This window comes from Streptomyces sp. SolWspMP-5a-2, assembly GCF_900091845.1.
In the GTDB taxonomy this organism is placed as follows: domain Bacteria; phylum Actinomycetota; class Actinomycetes; order Streptomycetales; family Streptomycetaceae; genus Streptomyces; species Streptomyces doudnae.
In genome coordinates this window covers 17,537-36,496 of record NZ_FMCI01000323.1, presented here as the reverse complement: position 1 = coordinate 36,496, position 18,960 = coordinate 17,537, and the positions used below count along the sequence as shown (strand labels likewise).

Genomic DNA, 18,960 nt, shown 5'->3' with positions numbered 1-18,960 from the left:
GAGGAAGGGCCCCGGAGGGGCCGTGGACGGGTCCGCTCCCGCGCGGGGGCGGACCCGTCCGCACGACGGGGGCGGGACGGTCGGCTCAGCCCGTGCGCCCGGCCACGTACCAGCGCGACGGCAGCGCGACCCGGGTGCCGTTCTCCTCGGACTCCGTGGTGGTGAGCGGGAGTTCACCGCTGGCGAGGACGGTGAGACCGGCCGCCCCCAGGTACTCGGGCAGGGCCGCGTCCCGCATCTCGCCGGGCGTGATGCCGTGCCGCAGGACCGGCGCGAGTTTGGGCGGCGGGCCCGCCGCGCGTCCGGCCAGCTCCGCGAGCACCGACCGGGCGCGCTCGGAGAGTTCGACGAGGAAGGCCCGGCCCCGCCCGCCGACCAGGCTCGCGACGGCGTCCACCAGCGGCTGCCGGTCCTCGGGCGCGGCCTGGTGCACCACGCCCCGCACATAGACGTTGGCGTCGCCGAGTTCGGCGCGCAGGGTGTCCGTGTCGGTCTTGTCGGCCGCGTCGAGCACCTGGTAGGCCGCGAGCCCGCCGGGATCGGCACGGCGGGCGTGGCCGACGGCGGCCCCCGAGAGGTCGACGCCGATCACCCGCGGGAAGCGGTCGGCGAGGTACCGGGTCTGGGTGCCGTTGCCGCAGCCGAGGTCCACCAGCGGGAGCCCCGGGTCCGTCAAGTACGGTTCGTAGAGGGCGAGATGGTGGGCGGCGGTCAGGACCGGCTCCGCGTCCCAGAACACCGCCCCCGGTTCCTCGGGCGCCTCGCGCCAGAAGCCCTCCCAGGCCTCGCGGTACCGACTCGTCACGCTCATGTCCAACTCCCCAGGACGCGCCACCGACCCGCCGCCGAGAGCGGGCGAGTACGGTCCTACCGCGCCCTCACCGGCCCCGACAAGCGCAAGGCGCATTCCTTCACGCCCCGGTCGCGTTCCGTACGCCCGCGCACACCCCACACGCCCCCGCCGATCCCCGGGTACCGGGGCGCCACAGCCGTACCCGGACGTCGTCCGGGCCCGTCGGAGCACCCCGGCCGCCGGCCGCTCCGTCCGCGCCCGGTGTCAGCGTCAGGGGAGGGCGAGTTCGAAGCTGACCGTCTTGCCGGTGGCGGTGCGGCTGGTGCCCCACTCCCGGGCCAGCACGCTCACCACCTGCAGTCCGCGACCGGCCTCGTCGGTGGGCCCGGCGGCCCGCAGCGACGGCAACTCGGTGTCGTCGTCGTCCACTTCGCACAGCAGGGTGTCGCCGCGCACCAGCCGCAGCGTGACCGGCCCGCGCCGGGAGTGCCGGACGGCGTTGGTGACGAGTTCGCTGACCATGAGCACAGCCGGGTCGGCGAGCCGTTCGAGGCCCCAGCCGACGAGCCGCTCACGGACGGCGGCGCGGGCCCGGCGGACCTCGGCGGGGTCGGGGTCGAGGCGCCACTCGGCGACGGCCTCCGGGGCGAGCCCGTTGAGCCGGGCCATCAGCAGGGCGACGTCGTCCTTGCGTCCGCCCCGGGTGTTGAGGGCGCGGATGATGGTGTCGCAGGCGTGGTCCATGGAGGCGGCCGGGTGGGCGGCGGACTCGCAGAGCGTCGCCAGGCCGACGCCGATGTCCTCGCCGCGCATCTCGACCAGTCCGTCCGTGCACATCACCAGCCGGTCACCGGGGCGCACGGGCACCCGGACCGCCTCGAAGGGCACGCCGCCGACCCCGACGGGGGCACCGGTGGGCAGGTCGAGGAGTTCGCTGCGGCCGTCGTCGGCGCGGACCAGGACGGGCGGGATGTGACCGGCGTTGGCGAGGAGCAGTTCGCCCGCGATCGGGTCGTAGACGGCGTAGAGGCAGGTCGCGAGGTAGCCGTCACCGAGGCGCAGGGCGAGGTCGTCGAGGTTGCGCAGCAACTGCACGGGCGGCAGGTCGAGGGCGGCCATCGTGGCGACGGCCGTGCGTAACTGGCCCATCATGGCTGCCGAGTTGAGGCCATGGCCCATGACGTCGCCGACGACCAGGGCGGTACGGGCGCCGGGCAGCTTCACCGCGTCGAACCAGTCGCCGCCGACCTTGCCCAGCAGGGTGCCGGGCAGATAGCGGGTGGCGATGTCGCAGCCGGCCATCCGGGCCGGGATCTGCGGCAGCATGCTGTCCTGGAGCGTCTCGGCGACGTTCTCCTGGTAGGTGTACATGCGCGCGTTGTCCAGCACGAGGGCCGCGCGGACGGCGAGTTCGGCGCCGGTGACCCGGTCCATGTCGGTGAAGACGGGCCGCTCGGGGTGGCGCAGCAGGATCATGAAGCCGAGGACGACGGTGCGCGCCGTGAGCGGGACGACCAGCATGGAGCGGCCGTTGATCAGGGGCCGGATGTCGCGCTTCTCGAACTGCGCGGCGATGGCGTGCCCCATCTCCTCGGTGATGCGCGGGACGAGGACGGGCCGCCCGGTGGTCATGCACTGGAAGAACGGGGTGTGCGCCGGGAACGGCATGGCCTCGCCGACCGGCACGACGTCGTCCCAGCGGCCGGGTTCGTCGGTGTGCTCGACGGCGACCCGGTGCCAGAGGGTGGTGGTGTCGGGCACGCCGTCCGGGAACCCCTCGCCCGCGACGACCTGTTCGCGCAGATAGGTGCCCGCGACGTCGGTGAAGCGCGGTACGACGGCGCGGCTCACCTCCAGGACGGTGGCGGCCAGGTCGAGGGAGGTGCCGATCCGTCCGCTGACCTCGTTGAGGAACTCCAGGTGTTCGCGGACGGCCGCGTACTCCAGGTCCTTCTCCTCGTCCTCGGGTTCGCCGGGCAGGCCCTCGGCCGCGGCGCGGGCGGCCTGTTCGCGGCGGGCCCGGCGCGCGACCCGGCGGGGCACGCCCCAGTCCGGGGTGACGGGCACCAGGTCGTTCTGGCTGAACTCCAGGACCGGGTAGCCGAGTTCGAGGACCTGGGCGACGATCCTGGCGGCCTCGCCGACGCTCATGCTGGGCAGGATGTCGGGCAGCCTGCGGGCGAGTTCGTCGGCGCCGTCGAAGTCGGTGTGCAGGGCGAAGCCGGGCGCGATCCGCTCGTGGGCGAGGTCGCGGCCGGGGTCGTCGTGGCGCAGTCCCGCGGTGTCGGCGGCGAGCACGAGGAGCCGTTCGGGGCCCGGCCCGACCAGCGGGTAGGCCCACCACAGCACGTCCACCCGGTCCCGTTCGGGGACGGTGAGCCGGGCGCGTCCGGCGGCCGGGTAGGAGAAGCGGGCGCCGAGGGCGCTCTCGACGCCGGGGCCGAGCCCGTCGTAGGAGCCGTGCTCCCCGTACGGCCCGGTCTCGTCCTCGTCCGGCAGCGCTCCGGCGACGGGCAGCAGGTCGACGGCCGTGCTGCCGATGGCCTGCTCCTTGGTGACGCCGAACAACCGGCGTGCGCCCCTGCTCCAGTGGGAGACCAGCCCCGCGCGGTCCACCACGACGACGGCCAGCGGCACCCGCCCGGCACCGGAGGGATCGGGAGCAGGCCCGTCACCCGCTCCCGTGCTGGAAGGTGCGTCCCGCTCGGTGCCACGGTCCATGGCCCAGGCCCTCTCTCCCACGGCTCCCGCAAGATCTGTCACCTCGAACACCGTACGGGGCGGCTCGGTGACGATGTGCGGCAATCGGGGAATTGAGGCACGGGGGGCGCACTGGTGCGCGCGGGCGCACGATACGCGGGGCGCGGTCCCGGCCACCGGGGTGGCCGGGACCGGTCAGTCCTCGTGGCCGAGTTGCAGATCGCGCTCGGTGCGACCGCCGCCCGCGACCTGGAGGACGGTGGCGACCGGCGGGTACCCGGCGGCGATCACGGTGTACTCGCCGGACGACAGGTCGACGAACCGGAAGGTCCCGTCGGGCCCGGTGGTGAGGGTGTCGACGACGTTGCCCGCGGCGTCCAGGAGGGTCACCCTGGCGTCCTCGACGGCCCGGCCGCCGCTCGCCCGGACCGTACCGCGCAGCACCGCCCCACCGGCCAGTTCGACGTCCTGCCGGGTCTCCCGGGAGGCCTGCACGGTGACCGGGAGCGCGGCCGGGCGGTAGGCGGGGGCGCTGGCGGCGAGGGTGTACTCGCCCGCGACCAGCTCGGTGATGAGGTAGCCGCCCTCGCGGGCGCTGCGGGTGCTGGCGACGACCTCGCCGTGCACGTTGGTGAGGGTCACGGTGGCGTCCCGGACGGGGGTGCCGTCGGCGGTGAGCACGCTGCCCGCGAGGCGTCCGGCGCCGCCGAGGACGACGTCGAGTTCGACGGGGCGCTCGCCGACGGTCACCGAGACGGCCTGCGGCTGGTGGCCGCCCGCCGCGGCGATGAGCACGTACGCGCCCGCACCGGGGGTGGCGAGCGCGTAGCGCCCGTCCTCGCCGCTGGCGCCCCGGCCGATCTGGGTGCCCGCCACGTCGATGAGGGTGAGCGCGGCCCGGGGCACCACGGTGCCGTCGGGGTGCTGCACGGTGCCGCAGACCGCGATGCCCGCGGTGTACGCGGAACGGGCCTGCGGGACGGGGGCGTTCACGGGCGCGTTCTCCGTTTCGGCGGCGTTGTGGGACACCTGGGGACTCTCCTTGAGGAAGAAGGCGATGATCAGGCCGAGCACGAGCACCGGCACGAGGTACAGGAAGATCCGGGGCATGGCGTCGGCGTAGGCCCGGATGTAGTCGTCGCGCAGGCCCGGGGGCAGCGCGTGGACGAGTTGCGGGGTGAGGGACTCCGGGTCGGGCAGGGCGGCCCCGGCGCGCGGCGGCAGCCGGTCGGCGAGGGCGTCGGAGAGCCGTCCCGCGAAGAGGGTGCCGAAGACGGCGGCGCCGACGCTGCCGCCGATCTGCCGGAAGTAGGTGCTGGCGCTGGTGGCGGTGCCGAGGTCGGCGGGGCGCACGGAGTTCTGCACGGCGAGGATCAGCACCGGCATCACCATGCCGATGCCGGCCCCGAGGACGGCCATCCAGAGGCTGTAGTGGAGCCGGGGCGTGTCCACCTGGAGGCGGGAGAGCAGCCACATGCCGAGGACGGAGAGGGCGGAGCCGAGGATGGGGTAGAGCCGGTAGCGCCCGGTGTGGCTGATGAGTTGGCCGGAGACGACGGACGCGCCGACGATGCCGCCCATCATCGGCAGCATCAGCAGCCCCGACTCGGTGGCGGAGGCGCCGTCGACCATCTGGAGGTAGGTCGGCAGGTAACTGGCCGCGCCGAACAGGGCGACGCCGATGACGAGCCCCACCAGGCCGGTGACGTTGAAGACGGAGCTGGTGAACAGCCGTGGCGGGATGAGGGGTTCGGCGGCGCGGCGCTCGGCGAGCAGGAAGAGGACGGTGGCGACGACGGCGCCCGCGCCGAGGCCGAGGATCTCCCGTGAGCGCCAGGGGTACTCGGTCCCGCCCCAACTGGTCAGCAGGATCAGGCAGGTGGAGGCGGTGGCGAGCAGCAGGGCGCCGAGCACGTCGAACCGGGGCTTCGCGGCGGGCCTGGGCAGTTTGAGGACGACGCTGATGACAGCGAGGGTCAGCAGCCCGAAGGGCACGTTGACGTAGAAGCACCAGCGCCAGGAGAGGTGGTCGGTGAAGTAGCCGCCGAGGAGCGGTCCCGCGACCGAGGCGAGGCCGAAGGCGGCGCCGATCAGGCCCATGAACCGGCCGCGGCGGCGGGGCGGGACGATGTCCGCGATGATCGCCTGCACGCCGATCATGAGTCCGCCCGCGCCGACGCCCTGGACCGCGCGGAAGGCGATCAACTGGTCCATCGTGCGGGCCCGTCCGGCCAGCGCGGAGCCGATGACGAAGACGACGATGGCGAACTGGAAGACGCCCTTGCGGCCGAGGAGGTCGCCGAGTTTGCCGTAGACGGGCAGGCCGACGGTGGAGGTGAGCAGGTAGGCGGTGATCGCCCAGGACATCTTGTCGAGGCCGTGGAGTTCGCCGACGATCCTGGGCAGCGCGGTGGCGACGATCATCTGCTCCAGCGCGGCGAGCAGCAGCGCGAGCATGAGCCCGACGAAGACCAGCCGGACCCGGCGCGGGCTCAGTCCGCCCGCCGCGGCGGGCTCCGCGGCCCGGGGGTGCGGGGGCGCCTTTCCCGCCGTCGCGGGCGGCTGCCCCTCCACCAGCGTGGTCCCGCTCACGTACCGCTCCCCTCGTCGCGCCCACCGTTGTCGCACTTAGGGCGACAACTGCGGGCGCGGGCGGCGGGTTACGGTGTCCCCGGCGGTCCGCTGGAGATCCACTCGAACCGGTGAGGGAGGCCAACGGCCGCCGGGGTGCCGTGCGTTGGGCGCGGAGCGGGACGTCCCGACTCCGGGCGCGACAGCGCTACTCGGTGACCTCGGTGGCGAGGTTGCCGAGCAGCTCGTCGTAGATCCGGGCGAGGCCCTTGGGGGCGAAGGTCCGCTCGAAGAAGCCGCCGATGCCGCCCGCGCCGTTCCAGACGGTCGTGACGACCACCCGGGAGCTGCCCTCGCCCGCCGGGGTGACCCGCCAGGTGGTGACCATGGAGGAGTTGCGGTCCTTCTCGACCAGCTCGCCGTCGGTGGGCTCGGTGACCTCCAGGAGGCAGTCGCGGATCCGCTTGCTGGTGGCCTGGAGCTTCCAGTGGACGAGGGTGCCCTCGCCGTCGCCGCCCTCGCGCACCTCGTACTCGCTGAAGTGGTGGGGCAGCAGGCCGGCCCGCGTGCCGCTGTAGTCGGCGAGGGCGTCGAACACCTTCTCCGGGTCCGCCTCGACGACCCGCTCCGTAGTCGCCTCTACCTGCGCCATTGACTTCCTCCAGGCTTGGTTCTCGGGATCGGGGCAAGCCAACCACCCCCGGGTGCGGGCCCCCAAATCGGGGTCGGTTCCCGGTGCCGGAGGGGTCGGTTCCCGGTCCTGGCGGGGCCGGAACGTGTCCGAAAGCGTTCGGCGCGTGCCGTCGCGCACGATCATGCGAACTAATGTTCTATTATGTGGCCAGTGCTACCGAGGAGGCCTCATGCGCTGGGAGAACCTCTCAGTCGGTTCCGGCGACCACCGCCGGGCCGCCGACGCCGCGCTGTTCGGCGCCGACGCCGTCACCACCCGAACCTTCGAATCCCCCGAGTTCCGGGGCATCACCTTCCACGAGGTGCGCGCCCGCTCGATCGTCAACCGGGTGCCGGGCGCGTCCCGGATGCCGTTCGAATGGACGGTGAACCCCTACCGGGGCTGCTCGCACGCGTGCGTGTACTGCTTCGCCCGCAAGACCCACAGCTACCTGGACCTGGACACCGGCCTCGGCTTCGACTCCCAGATCGTGGTCAAGACCAACGCCCCCGAACTGCTGCGCCGCCAGCTCGGCTCGCGCAACTGGCGGGGCGAGCACATCGCGATGGGCACCAACGTCGACTGCTACCAGCGCGCGGAGGGCCGCTACCGGCTGATGCCGGGCATCCTGGCGGCGCTGCGCGACCACGCGAACCCGTTCTCCATCCTGACCAAGGGCACGCTGATCCTGCGCGACCTGGAGCTGCTGACCGAGGCGGCGCGGGTCACGGACGTCGGCGTCTGCGTCTCGGTCGGCTTCCTCGACGCGGAGCTGTGGCGGACCGTGGAGCCGGGCACCCCGGCCCCCGAGCGGCGCCTCGACGTGGTCCGCGCCCTCGCCGAGCGCGGCATCGGCTGCGGCGTCCTGATGGCCCCGGTGATCCCCTTCCTGGGCGACGACCCGGCCCGGCTCAGGGCCACCGTGCGGGCGGCGGCCGAGGCGGGCGCCACCTCCCTCACGCCCCTGGTGCTGCATCTGCGGCCGGGGGCCAGGGAGTGGTTCATGGCCTGGCTGGAGCGCCACCATCCGCACCTGGTGCGCCGGTACGAGCGGCTGTACGCGGACGGCGCCTACGCCCCGAAGTGGTACCAGCGCCGGATCACCCGTCAGGTCCACGAGCTGGCCCAGGAGTACGGGATCGGACCCGCGACGGCGGGCATGCCCCGGCGGCCCCGTCCGCCCGAGTCGGCCGAAACGGTTCTTCCCGTACCGGAGACGTCAGAACCCACGCAACTTTCGCTCATTTAAGAGCGTTAGAGGGCATCCCCGGACCCGTTCGGGTCAACTATGGGCGGAACGTGTTCCTCCGGTGCCCCTTTCCGGGACGATGCGGCCGGGACCGCGACCTCCGCGGTCCGCAGCCCCTCCGTCCTGGGAGGACCCTTTTGAGAAAACGCGCAGCCGCCGTCCACGTCTCCGCCCTCGTCGTCGCCGGGACGCTCCTGGCCGCCCCCGCCGACGCCAGCGCGCGCGACGCCGCGGCCGGTGCCACCGCCGTCGCGAGCCCCGCCTGGAAGAAGTGCGGCACCACCGACTACCCGACGCTCCAGTGCGCGACCCTGAAGGTGCCGCTGGACCACGCGCGCCCGCGCGGGAAGCAGATCACGCTCGCGCTGTCCCGGGTCCCGCACACCGCGAAGAAGTTCCAGGGACCCCTGCTGGTCAACCCCGGCGGGCCCGGCGGCAGCGGCCGCACACTGGCCGGTTTCGTCGCGTCGTCGCTGCCGAAGGCGGTCGCGGCCCAGTACGACGTGATCGGCTTCGACCCGCGCGGCGTCGGCCGCAGCAGCCCAGCCCTGGACTGCAGGCCCGGGTTCTTCGCGCCGGTGCGCCCCGACTCGGTGCCCGCCACCCCGGCGCTGGCGCGCGCCAACCTCGAACGGGTCAGGTCCTTCGCCGCCGCCTGCGGCACGAAGTACGCGGACGTCCTGCCCTACATCGACACGGTCTCCGCCGTGCGGGACATGGACGCGATCCGGCGGGCCGTCAGCGCCGAGAAGATCAACTACTTCGGCTACTCGTACGGCACCTACCTCGGCGCGGTGTACGCCAAGCTGTTCCCCGAGCGGGTGCGCCGCCTGGTGCTCGACTCCGTCGTGGACCCCACGGGCGTCTGGTACGACGACAACCTGTCCCAGGACCTGGCGTTCAACGACCGCCACCGCGCCCTGATGGCGTGGATCGCGCGGTACGACTCGACCTACCGGCTCGGCACCGACCCCGAGAAGATCGAGGCCCGGTGGTACGCGATGCGCCGGGCGCTGGCGAAGAAGCCGGCCGAGGGCACGGTGGGCGCCTCGGAGCTGGAGGACACCTTCATCCCCGGCGGCTACTACGACGGCTACTGGCCCTACCTCGCCGAGGCGTTCGCGGCCTACGTGCACGACAAGAAGACCGGGCCGCTGGTGGAGGCGTACCGCAACTTCGCCGCGGTCGACGCCGCGGGGGACAACGGCTTCAGCGTCTACGCGGCCGTGCAGTGCCGGGACGCCGCCTGGCCGCGCTCGTGGCGCCGCTGGGAGCGCGACACCTGGGAGGTGTACGGGAAGGCGCCCTTCATGGCCTGGAACAACACCTGGTACAACGCGGCCTGCGCCTCCTGGTTGACCGCCCCGAGGAAGCCCGTGAACATCGCCAACGGCAAGCTGCCGCCGGTGCTGCTGTTCCAGGCGACGAACGACGCGGCGACCCCGTACGAGGGCGGGGTGACGACGCACCGGATGCTGGCCCGCTCCAGCCTGGTCGTCGAGGAGGGCGGCGGCAACCACGGCATCACGCTGAGCGGCAACGCCTGCCTCGACCGCTACCTCGCGGACTACCTGTCCAAGGGCACGGTGCCGCGCGGGCACGGCACGGTCGACGCGGTGTGCGCCAAGCTGCCCGACCCGAAGCCGCTGACGTCCAAGGCAGCGGCGGCCACGGCGCACGGCGCGACGCTGCACGGGCTGCTCGGCCGCAACTGACGGCACCCGCGCGCGAGTCCCGTCGGGGGCGTTGTCAGACCCGTGGTGCACGATGGCCCCATGAGTGAGCTGACCAGGATTCCCGCCCCCGACGGGGTCTTCCCCGCCGCGCAGTACAGCCACGTCGTGACCGCCGCGGGCCGCCTGGTCGCGGTCTCCGGCCAGCTCGCGCTCGACGAGCGGGGCGGGATCGTCGGCGAGGGCGATCCGGCGGCGCAGGCCCGCCAGGTCTTCGAGAACCTCGGCCGCTGCCTGCGAGCCGCGGGCGCGGGCTTCGACGACGTCGTCAAACTCACCTTCTTCGTCACGGACATGGCGCACCTCCCGGCGATCCGCGCCGCCCGCGCCGCCCACCTCCCCGACGACCGCCTCCCGGCGATCTCCGCCGTCCAGGTGGCCGCGCTGGTCCGCCCGGAGTTCCTGATGGAGATCGAGGCCTGGGCGGTGGTCGCCGGGTGAGGCGCCCGGGGGCATCCACGGGCGGCCGGACGGCGCCGGCGTGAGCCGGGTCCTCCTCGGACCGCTGCCGCGAGAAGTCCGCGGGCGGACGGCGGCCCCTGAGCCGGGTTCCCCGACCGCCGCCGCGAGGGCGTCCGCGCGCGGCGGGCCCGGTGACCGCGCCTGAGCCCGCCCCGGCACCGCTTTCCAAGTCCCTAGCGCTGACGGGGAATCCGGGCCAGGGCGCGCACCGCCGCCTCCGCCAGTGCCGGGTGGGCGAGCGCCTCGTTGAGGACCGGGCGGGCCCGGGTGTCCTTCAGGGTGCCCAGGCCGTCGACGCAGGCCAGGGCGACCCGGCGGTAGGGGTCGTGCGGGTGCAGACGGCGGCGCAGGGTGGTGATCAGGGCCGGGACCGACTCCGGCGCGGCGAGTTCGGCGAGCAGCCTGACCGGCTGGAGGGCGTAGGCGACCCGGAGTTCGTTGGTGGCGAGGGCCGCCGCGGCGCGGGCGGTGCGCGGGTCGCCGAGCCGGGCCAGGGCGTGGGCGGCGGAGGCGCAGCGCTGCGGGTCGCGGTGGTTGAGCAGCAGGACCAGGGACTCGAAGGCCCGCCGGTCCCCCGCGAGTCCCAGCCGGAACGCGGCCAACTCCCGTGCCCAGAGCGGCTGTCCCGGCTCGGTGAGCACCCCCGCCAGTTCGTCGGTGTCCCCGGTGGCCACGAGACGCTCGTAGCGGGCGCCTCCTCCCGACTCCGCCCGTAAGCGCTCCGTGAGCGATCGCGACTCTTCGTCCATGAACCCGAGCCTAGAGCCGTCGCGGATCTCCGGGGACGTACATCACGAAGACGACCCGGGCAGGGGGTGGCGCGCTCGTTACCCGCCGGTTAAGCTCAGACGAGCGAGTCACCCACTCGCTCTTCCGCTGACGACGGCCTGGTGACGCAGCCGCCGTCAGAGCACCGCGCGACGCCGGTCCCGGGACAGGGCCGGTCGATCCCGCCGTCCGCTGCGAGGCGTGTGCACGCCCCGCACGGCGGCACCGGGCCCGCGTGCGTGCCCCGCACCACACCCTCCCTCCGCACCTGACGTGCCCGCGGCCCCGGTCGCGTTCCCGGCCCGTCCGGCGCGCTCCCCGTCGTCACCCCTCATCCTGGAGTCCCGCGATGGCCACTCCCCCGTCCCACCCCACCGCCGCGTCCGCCCTGCGCACCGTCGCCGTCGTCGGCCTCGGCACCATGGGCACCGGCATCATCGAAGTCCTCGCCGCGGCCGGACGCACGGTCGTCGGCATCGACGTCAGCGAGGCCGCGGCCGTCCGCGCGGTCGCCGCCGTGGAGGCCGCGACCGCCCGCGCCGTGGCGCGCGAGCGGCTGACCGGACAGGAGCGGGCGGACCTCCTCGCCCGCATCAGCGTCTCCACCGACCTGCGGGCGGCGGCCGACGCCGACCTCGTCGTCGAGGTGGCCCCGGAGTCCTACGAGATCAAGCAGCGCGTCTTCCGTGAACTCGACGCGATCGTCCGCCCGGACACCGTCCTGGCCACCGGAACCAACGCGCTCTCGGTGACCCGGCTCGCCGCCGAGTCACGGCGCCCCGAGCGCGTCCTCGGCCTGCACTTCTTCAACCCGGCCCCGGCCATGCGGCTGGTCGAGGTGGTCTCCTCGGTGCTGACCGCGCCGGACGCCGTCACCGCCGTCATCCGGCTGGCGCTCGACCTGGGCAAGGAACCCGTCGCGGTCGGCGACCGGCCCGGGTTCGTCGCGGACGGGCTGCTGTTCGGGTACCTCAACCAGGCGGCCGCGATGTACGAGGCCAAGTACGCCTCCCGGGAGGACATCGACGCGGCGATGCGGCTCGGCTGCGGGCTGCCGATGGGCCCGCTCGCGCTGCTGGACCTGATCGGCGTGGACACCGCCCGCACGGTCCTGGAGGCCATGTACGCGGAGTCCCACGACCGGCTGCACGCGCCCGCCCCGATCCTGGGGCAGCTCAGCGAGGCGGGGCTGACGGGCCGCAAGTCCGGGCGCGGCTTCTACACGTACGCCGAGTCCGGCTCAGCCGCCGTGGTGCGCGACGCGCTGACCCCGCTCTCCGGCGGCGGCCCGGTGCCCGGCCGCACGGTCCGCACGGTCGGCGTGGCCGGTTCGGGCACCATGGCGTCCGGGATCGCCGAGGTGTTCGCGAAGGCGGGCCACCCCGTGGTCCTCGCCGCCCGCTCCGCGGAGAAGGCGCAGGCGGCCAAGGCCCGGATCGGCACGTCGCTGGCCCGCTCGGTGGACCGGGGACGGCTGACCGCGGAGGCCGCCGCCCGGGTCCTGGACCGGGTCGTGCCCGCCGGGTCCTGGGACGCGTTCGCGGAGGCCGACCTCGTGCTCGAAGCGGTCGCCGAGGACCTGGAGGTGAAGCGGCGGCTGTTCGGGACGCTGGACGCGGTGTGCCGTCCCGGCGCGGTGCTGGCGACCACCACGTCGTCGCTGCCGGTCGTGGCCTGCGCCCGCGCCACCTCGCGCCCGCAGGACGTCATCGGCATGCACTTCTTCAACCCGGCGCCCGCGATGAAGCTGGTCGAGGTGGTCCGCACGGTCCTGACCTCGGACGAGACCCACGCGACCGTCCGCGCGGTCTGCGCCGGGATCGGGAAGCACCCGGTGGACTGCGGGGACCGCGCCGGGTTCATCGTGAACGCGCTCCTCTTCCCGTACCTCAACAACGCGATCAAGATGGTGCAGGAGCACTACGCCTCCCTGGACGACATCGACGCGGCGATGCGGCTCGGCGGCGGCTACCCGATGGGCCCGTTCGAACTCCTCGACGTCGTCGGCCTGGACGTGTCCCTGGCGATCGAGAAGGTGCTGCACCGCGCGTTCCGCGACCCCGGTCTGGCCCCGGCGCCGCTCCTCGAACATCTGGTCGCCGCCGGCTGCCTGGGCCGCAAGACGGGCCGCGGCTTCCGCGAATATGCCAGCCGCTGAGACGGACGGCGGCGGGGAGCAGGGGCGCGGCGGCGCGCCGGAGCGGGCCGCCGCACCCCGTCCGGCGGGCTGCGCGCCCCCGCCCCCGGCGAGTGGGGGAAACCCTCGACATGCGCACCGGGCTGCGCACATGCAGTACGTTCAGGGCATGCCCCAGCCCGCCAGGTCCCCACGTACAGCCGCTACGCCCGACGTGCCGGAAAGCGCCGCCGGCACGCGGGCCGCCGCCCAGCGGCTCAAGATGCGCCGCGAACTGGCGGCGGCGGCGATGGAGCTGTTCTCCACCAAGGGGTACGAGGCGACCACCGTCGACGAGATCGCGGCGGCGGCGGGCGTGGCCCGCCGCACCTTCTTCCGGCACTTCCGCTCCAAGGAAGAGGCGATCTTCCCCGACCACGACGACACCCTGATCCGCGCGGAGGCCGTCCTCAACGCGGCCCCCGCGCACGAGCACCCGCTCGACACCGTCTGCCGCGGCATCAAGGAAGTCATGCGGATGTACGCGGCGCAGCCGGAGATCTCGGTGGCCCGCTACAAGCTGACGCGCGAGGTGCCCACCCTGCGCGAGGCCGAGATCGCCTCGGTGGCCCGCTACGAGCGCCTCTTCACCCGTTATCTGCTCGGCCACTTCGACGAGCACGCGCACGACGACGACGCCAACGACGATCCGCTGCTCGCGGAGGTCGCCGCGTCGGCCGTGGTCACCGCGCACAACCACGTGCTGCGGCGCTGGCTGCGGGCGGGCGGCCAGGGCGACGTGGAGGCGCAGCTCGACCACGCCTTCGGGATCGTGCGCAAGACGTTCGGGACGGGCATCGGCGCCGGGCGCACCGCGCCGCCGCGCCCGGCGGTCCCGGCGGCGGTCTCCGCCCAGGGCGAGGTGCTGGTCACGGTGGCCCGCACGGACGCCCCGCTGGACGAGGTCATGCGGACCATCGAGGAAGCGCTCCGCGACCGCTGACCGAACCCGCCCCCGCGCGTCCCCCTTCTCCCCGCCCTCCCCGTCCTCCCTCTCGATCCTCGACGGCCGTCCTCCGGGGCGGCCGTCGTCGTGTGCCCGGCGGTTGCGCGCGGGACACGGGCTGACGCGGGGTGGCTAGGGGTGGCTCGGGCCGGTCCCGCGAGGGACGCGGGGTGCGGCAAAGGGCGATTCCGCGGGGCGCGTAGGGCGTCGTGCGGCCCTGTTCGATCGATCATCGCTCATCTGTCGCGTAAAGATTTCATCTGAGAGCATTTAGTGGCACGCAGTGCCTTGCGAGCTGACACCGGGTGTCATACGTTGAAGGTGTCCGGGCGGCCGGCGGCCCCAGACCTCGGGAACGCCGGCTGTCCCCGCGGGCCCATGACCCGCGCGCCCGGACGCCTGCGTCACAGGCAACCTCCCGCGCCACCACGCGCCGCCGCACCCTCATCCCTCACCAGCGTCCCCCCTCAGGACGTCATCCGCAGGAGGACCCATCGTGACCGTCAAGGACATCCTGGACGCGATCCAGTCACCCGAGGCGACCCCGGCCGACCTCGCCGCGCTGCCGCTGCCCGAGTCGTACCGCGCGATCACCGTCCACAAGGACGAGACGGAGATGTTCGCGGGCATGGAGACCCGCGACAAGGACCCCCGCAAGTCGCTCCACCTGGACGAGGTGCCGGTGCCCGAACTGGGCCCGGGTGAGGCCCTGGTGGCCGTGATGGCCTCCTCGGTCAACTACAACTCGGTCTGGACGTCGATCTTCGAGCCGCTGTCGACCTTCGGCTTCCTGGAGCGCTACGGCAAGGTCAGCGAACTGACCCGGCGTCACGACCTGCCCTACCACGTCATCGGCTCCGACCTCGCGGGCGTCGTCCTGCGCACCGGACCCGGCGTCAACGCCTGGCACCCCGGAGACGAGGTCGTGGCGCACTGCCTCTCCGTCGAACTGGAGTCGTCGGACGGCCACAACGACACGATGCTCGACCCGGAGCAGCGCATCTGGGGCTTCGAGACCAACTTCGGCGGCCTCGCCGAGATCGCGCTCGTCAAGTCCAACCAGCTGATGCCCAAGCCGCGGCACCTGAGCTGGGAGGAGGCCGCCTCCCCCGGGCTGGTCAACTCCACCGCCTACCGCCAGCTCGTGTCCCGCAACGGCGCCGGCATGAAGCAGGGCGACAACGTGCTGATCTGGGGCGCCAGCGGCGGACTCGGCTCGTACGCCACGCAGTTCGCGCTGGCCGGCGGTGCCAACCCGGTCTGCGTGGTCGGCAGCCCGCAGAAGGCGGAGATCTGCCGTCGGATGGGGGCGACGGCCGTGATCGACCGCACCGCCGAGGACTTCAGGTTCTGGCAGGACGAGCGGACCCAGGACCCGCGCGAGTGGAAGCGGTTCGGCAAGCGCATCCGCGAGCTGACCGGCGGCGAGGACGTCGACATCGTCTTCGAGCACCCCGGCCGGGAGACCTTCGGCGCCTCCGTCTACGTCACCCGCAAGGGCGGCACCGTCGTCACCTGCGCCTCCACCTCGGGCTACACCCACGAGTACGACAACCGGTACCTGTGGATGTCCCTGAAGCGCATCATCGGCTCGCACTTCGCCAACTACCGCGAGGCGTGGGAGGCCAACCGCCTGATCGCCAAGGGCAAGATCCACCCGACGCTCTCCAAGGTGTACCCCCTCGCCGACACCGGCCAGGCCGCCCACGACGTCCACCGCAACGCCCACCAGGGCAAGGTCGGCGTCCTGTGCCTTGCGCCCGAGGAGGGGCTCGGGGTGCGGGACGAGGAGCTGCGCGCCCGGCACATCGACGCCATCAACCGTTTCCGCGACATCTGAGACACCGGGGTCACCGATGACTGAGCGCCAGAAGGACCGGCCGTGGCTGATGCGCACGTACGCCGGTCACTCCACCGCCGAGGCGTCCAACGAGCTGTACCGGCGCAACCTCGCCAAGGGGCAGACGGGTCTGTCGGTCGCCTTCGACCTGCCGACCCAGACCGGGTACGACTCCGACCACGTCCTCGCCCGCGGCGAGGTCGGCCGGGTCGGCGTGCCGGTCGCCCATCTCGGCGACATGCGGCGGCTGTTCCAGGACATCCCGCTGGAACGGATGAACACCTCGATGACGATCAACGCCACCGCCATGTGGCTCCTGGCGCTCTACCAGGTCGTCGCGGAGGAGCAGGGCGCGGACCTCGCCGACCTCCAGGGGACCACCCAGAACGACATCGTGAAGGAGTACCTGTCCCGGGGCACCCATGTGTTCCCGCCGGGTCCCTCGCTGCGGCTGACGACCGACATGATCTGCTACACGGTCCACCACATGCCCAAGTGGAACCCGATCAACATCTGCAGCTACCACCTCCAGGAGGCGGGAGCCACCCCGGTCCAGGAGATCGCGTACGCGATGTCGACCGCGATCGCGGTGCTGGACGCGGTGTTCGCCTCGGGGCAGATCCCCGAGGACCGCAGGGGCGACGTCGTCGCGCGCATCTCGTTCTTCGTCAACGCCGGGGTGCGGTTCGTCGAGGAGATGTGCAAGATGCGGGCGTTCAGCCGGATCTGGGACCGGGTGACGCACGAGCGGTACGGCATCGAGGACCCCAGGCAGCGCCGCTTCCGCTACGGCGTCCAGGTCAACTCCCTCGGCCTGACGGAGGCGCAGCCGGAGAACAACGTCCAGCGGATCGTCCTGGAGATGCTGGCGGTGACCCTGTCCAAGGACGCCCGCGCCCGTGCCGTCCAACTCCCGGCCTGGAACGAGGCGTTGGGGCTGCCCCGGCCCTGGGACCAGCAGTGGTCGCTGCGCATCCAGCAGGTACTGGCGCACGAGAGCGACCTGTTGGAGTACGAGGACCTGTTCGCCGGGTCGCACGTGGTCGAGGCGAAGGTGGCCGATCTCGTCGGGGAGTCGCTCGCGGAGATGGCGCGGATCGAGGAGATGGGCGGCGCGATGGCCGCCGTCGAGTCGGGCTATCTGAAGGCGCAGCTCGTCTCCTCGCACGCCGAGCGCCGGGCCCGCATCGAGTCGGGCCAGGAGAAGATCGTCGGCGTCAACGTCTTCGAGACGACCGAGCCGAACCCGCTCACCGCCGATCTGGACACGGCCGTCCAGACGGTGGACCCGGCGGTCGAGGCACGGGTGGTCGAGGACCTCGCGCGCTGGCGCGACACCCGGTACCAGCCGCCGTTCAACCACCCCAGGCCGTGCAAGGCGCTCGAACGGCTGAAGGAAGCGGCGCGGGGCACGGGCAACCTGATGGCGGCCACCCTGGAGTGCGCCCGCGCCGGGGCCACGACCGGCGAGTGGGCCGGGGCCCTGCGCGAGGTGTTCGGCGAGTTCCGGGCCCCGACCGGGGTCTCCTCGGCGCCGGTCGCGGTCCCCGCGGAGGCGGGCTCGGCGCTCGCCGGGGTCCGCCGCAAGGTCGAGGACACGGCGCGCGACCTGGGCGTCGGCAGGCTCCGCTTCCTGGTCGGCAAGCCGGGGCTCGACGGGCACTCCAACGGCGCCGAGCAGATCGCCGTGCGGGCCAGGGACGCCGGGTTCGAGGTGGTCTACCAGGGCATCAGGCTGACCCCCGAGCAGATCGTGGACGCGGCGCTCGCCGAGGACGTGCACGCGGTCGGCCTCTCCATCCTCTCCGGCTCGCACGCCCAACTGGTGCCCGACGTGCTGGAGCGGCTGCGCGACGCCGGGGCGCACGACATCCCGGTGATCGCCGGGGGCATCATCCCGCAGGGCGACGCCGAGCGGCTCAGGGCCGCCGGAGTGGCCGCGGTGTTCACGCCGAAGGACTTCGACATCACCGGAATCATCGGCCGTATCGTCGACGAGATCCGCACAGCGAACAAGCTCGACCCTCTGGAGGTCACGGCATGACCGCCCGCCCGTCTCCCACCACCGCCCTCCCGGCGAGCGGCTCCGCCGCCCCGGACCGCCTGCGTCCGCGCCGCTCCTGCCTCGCGGTCCCGGGGAGCAACCCGCGCTTCCTGGAGAAGGCCCAGGGCCTCCCGGCCGACCAGGTCTTCCTCGACCTGGAGGACGCGTGCGCGCCGCTGGCCAAGCCCGGGGCCCGCCACACCATCGTGAAGTTCCTCAACGAGGGGGACTGGAGCGGCAAGACGCGGGTGGTGCGCGTCAACGACTGGACGACCGAGTGGACCTACCGGGACGTCGTCACCGTGGTCGAGGGGGCGGGCCAGAACCTGGACTGCCTGATGCTGCCCAAGGTGCAGGACGCGCAGCAGATCGTCGCCCTCGACCTGCTGCTCACCCAGATCGAGAAGGCCATGGGGTTCGAGGTCGGCCGGATCGGCATCGAGGCGCAGATCGAGAACGCCCGCGGCCTCACCAACGTCGACGCGATCGCGCAGGCCAGCCCCCGGCTGGAGACGATCGTCTTCGGCCCGGCCGACTTCATGGCGTCGATCAACATGAAGACGCTCGTGGTGGGCGAACAGCCGCCCGGCTACCCGGCGGACGCCTACCACTACATCCTGATGAAGATCCTGATGGCCGCCCGCGCCCACGACCTCCAGGCGATCGACGGCCCCTACCTCCAGATCCGCAACGTCGACGGCTTCCGCGAGGTCGCCGGGCGGGCCGCCGCGCTCGGCTTCGACGGCAAGTGGGTGCTGCACCCGGGGCAGGTCGAGGCGTCGAACGAGATCTTCTCGCCGTCCCAGGAGGACTACGACCACGCCGAGTTGATCCTCGACGCCTACGACTACTGCACGTCCGAGGCGGGCGGCAAGAAGGGCTCGGCGATGCTCGGCGACGAGATGATCGACGAGGCGAGCCGCAAGATGGCGCTGGTCGTCTCCGGCAAGGGCCGCGCGGCCGGCCTGAAGCGCACCAGTTCCTTCGAGATCCCGGAGGCGTGAG

General features: G+C 73.1%; 13 protein-coding genes. 8 read left to right on the top strand and 5 right to left on the bottom strand.

Annotated features, from left to right (window positions below):
- Positions 1-85: 85 nt before the first annotated feature.
- From GA0115242_RS32120 to GA0115242_RS32105, 4 genes are all read right to left on the bottom strand, one after another.
- Complete coding sequence (locus GA0115242_RS32120) at positions 86-811, bottom strand: class I SAM-dependent methyltransferase (RefSeq protein WP_093834779.1); 726 nt, start codon at positions 809-811, stop codon at positions 86-88.
- A 252-nt stretch (positions 812-1,063) separates the two neighbouring features.
- Complete coding sequence (locus GA0115242_RS32115; protein ID WP_161353386.1) at positions 1,064-3,514, bottom strand: SpoIIE family protein phosphatase; 2,451 nt, start codon at positions 3,512-3,514, stop codon at positions 1,064-1,066.
- 174 nt (positions 3,515-3,688) lie between these two features.
- Positions 3,689-6,085: an MFS transporter gene (locus tag GA0115242_RS32110; protein ID WP_093834777.1), complete on the bottom strand. Its 2,397-nt coding sequence runs from the start codon at positions 6,083-6,085 to the stop codon at positions 3,689-3,691.
- A 187-nt stretch (positions 6,086-6,272) separates the two neighbouring features.
- Positions 6,273-6,716, bottom strand: a complete 444-nt coding sequence (locus tag GA0115242_RS32105) for an SRPBCC family protein (protein WP_093834775.1) — start codon at positions 6,714-6,716, stop codon at positions 6,273-6,275.
- A 211-nt stretch (positions 6,717-6,927) separates the two neighbouring features.
- Between GA0115242_RS32105 and GA0115242_RS32100 the strand changes: the two genes are divergently transcribed.
- The 3 genes from GA0115242_RS32100 (at position 6,928) to GA0115242_RS32090 (ending at position 10,160) form a co-directional block, all read left to right on the top strand.
- Positions 6,928-7,986, top strand: a complete 1,059-nt coding sequence (locus GA0115242_RS32100; protein ID WP_093834773.1) for an Rv2578c family radical SAM protein — start codon at positions 6,928-6,930, stop codon at positions 7,984-7,986.
- Between the two features lie 137 nt (positions 7,987-8,123).
- Positions 8,124-9,701 carry an alpha/beta hydrolase gene (locus GA0115242_RS32095; RefSeq protein WP_093834771.1) on the top strand — a complete coding sequence of 526 codons (1,578 nt, stop codon included), beginning with the start codon at positions 8,124-8,126 and terminating at the stop codon, positions 9,699-9,701.
- A 60-nt stretch (positions 9,702-9,761) separates the two neighbouring features.
- A complete protein-coding gene (locus GA0115242_RS32090; protein ID WP_093834769.1) occupies positions 9,762-10,160 on the top strand; it encodes a RidA family protein in 399 nt (132 codons plus the stop codon).
- Between the two features lie 194 nt (positions 10,161-10,354).
- Here GA0115242_RS32090 and GA0115242_RS32085 read toward each other — a convergent pair whose 3' ends face one another.
- Entirely contained in the window at positions 10,355-10,930 is a 576-nt protein-coding gene (locus GA0115242_RS32085) for an adenylosuccinate lyase (protein WP_093834767.1), read from the bottom strand.
- Between the two features lie 368 nt (positions 10,931-11,298).
- On the opposite strand from GA0115242_RS32085, the gene GA0115242_RS32080 reads away from it, so the two are divergent.
- From GA0115242_RS32080 to GA0115242_RS32060, 5 genes are all read left to right on the top strand, one after another.
- Positions 11,299-13,107, top strand: coding sequence for a 3-hydroxyacyl-CoA dehydrogenase family protein (locus GA0115242_RS32080; RefSeq protein ID WP_093834765.1), 1,809 nt, complete (start codon positions 11,299-11,301; stop codon positions 13,105-13,107).
- Positions 13,108-13,237: 130 nt separating this feature from the next.
- Positions 13,238-14,068 (top strand): TetR family transcriptional regulator, encoded by an 831-nt coding sequence (locus GA0115242_RS32075; RefSeq protein WP_202556119.1) that lies wholly within the window; start codon positions 13,238-13,240, stop codon positions 14,066-14,068.
- A gap of 499 nt (positions 14,069-14,567) precedes the next feature.
- The gene (gene ccrA, locus GA0115242_RS32070; protein ID WP_093834761.1) at positions 14,568-15,911 is read left to right on the top strand and encodes a crotonyl-CoA carboxylase/reductase; all 1,344 of its coding nucleotides are present in this window, start codon (positions 14,568-14,570) and stop codon (positions 15,909-15,911) included.
- A gap of 16 nt (positions 15,912-15,927) precedes the next feature.
- Positions 15,928-17,955 carry a protein meaA gene (locus GA0115242_RS32065; RefSeq protein WP_093834759.1) on the top strand — a complete coding sequence of 676 codons (2,028 nt, stop codon included), beginning with the start codon at positions 15,928-15,930 and terminating at the stop codon, positions 17,953-17,955.
- Positions 17,952-18,959 carry an HpcH/HpaI aldolase/citrate lyase family protein gene (locus GA0115242_RS32060; RefSeq protein ID WP_093834757.1) on the top strand — a complete coding sequence of 336 codons (1,008 nt, stop codon included), beginning with the start codon at positions 17,952-17,954 and terminating at the stop codon, positions 18,957-18,959. Before GA0115242_RS32065 ends, GA0115242_RS32060 begins: the two co-directional genes overlap by 4 nt.
- Position 18,960 lies beyond the last annotated feature (1 nt).

What these genes read in the sequence shown, in the direction of transcription:
- GA0115242_RS32065 (WP_093834759.1), top strand. Translation starts at nt 15,928, where the DNA reads ATGACTGAGCGCCAGAAGGACCGGCCGTGGCTGATGCGCACGTACGCC.
- GA0115242_RS32100 (WP_093834773.1), top strand. Translation starts at nt 6,928, where the DNA reads ATGCGCTGGGAGAACCTCTCAGTCGGTTCCGGCGACCACCGCCGGGCC.
- GA0115242_RS32085 (WP_093834767.1), bottom strand. Translation starts at nt 10,930, where the DNA reads ATGGACGAAGAGTCGCGATCGCTCACGGAGCGCTTACGGGCGGAGTCG.
- GA0115242_RS32120 (WP_093834779.1), bottom strand. Translation starts at nt 811, where the DNA reads ATGAGCGTGACGAGTCGGTACCGCGAGGCCTGGGAGGGCTTCTGGCGC.
- GA0115242_RS32080 (WP_093834765.1), top strand. Translation starts at nt 11,299, where the DNA reads ATGGCCACTCCCCCGTCCCACCCCACCGCCGCGTCCGCCCTGCGCACC.
- GA0115242_RS32105 (WP_093834775.1), bottom strand. Translation starts at nt 6,716, where the DNA reads ATGGCGCAGGTAGAGGCGACTACGGAGCGGGTCGTCGAGGCGGACCCG.
- GA0115242_RS32090 (WP_093834769.1), top strand. Translation starts at nt 9,762, where the DNA reads ATGAGTGAGCTGACCAGGATTCCCGCCCCCGACGGGGTCTTCCCCGCC.
- GA0115242_RS32060 (WP_093834757.1), top strand. Translation starts at nt 17,952, where the DNA reads ATGACCGCCCGCCCGTCTCCCACCACCGCCCTCCCGGCGAGCGGCTCC.
- GA0115242_RS32115 (WP_161353386.1), bottom strand. Translation starts at nt 3,514, where the DNA reads ATGGACCGTGGCACCGAGCGGGACGCACCTTCCAGCACGGGAGCGGGT.
- GA0115242_RS32075 (WP_202556119.1), top strand. Translation starts at nt 13,238, where the DNA reads ATGCAGTACGTTCAGGGCATGCCCCAGCCCGCCAGGTCCCCACGTACA.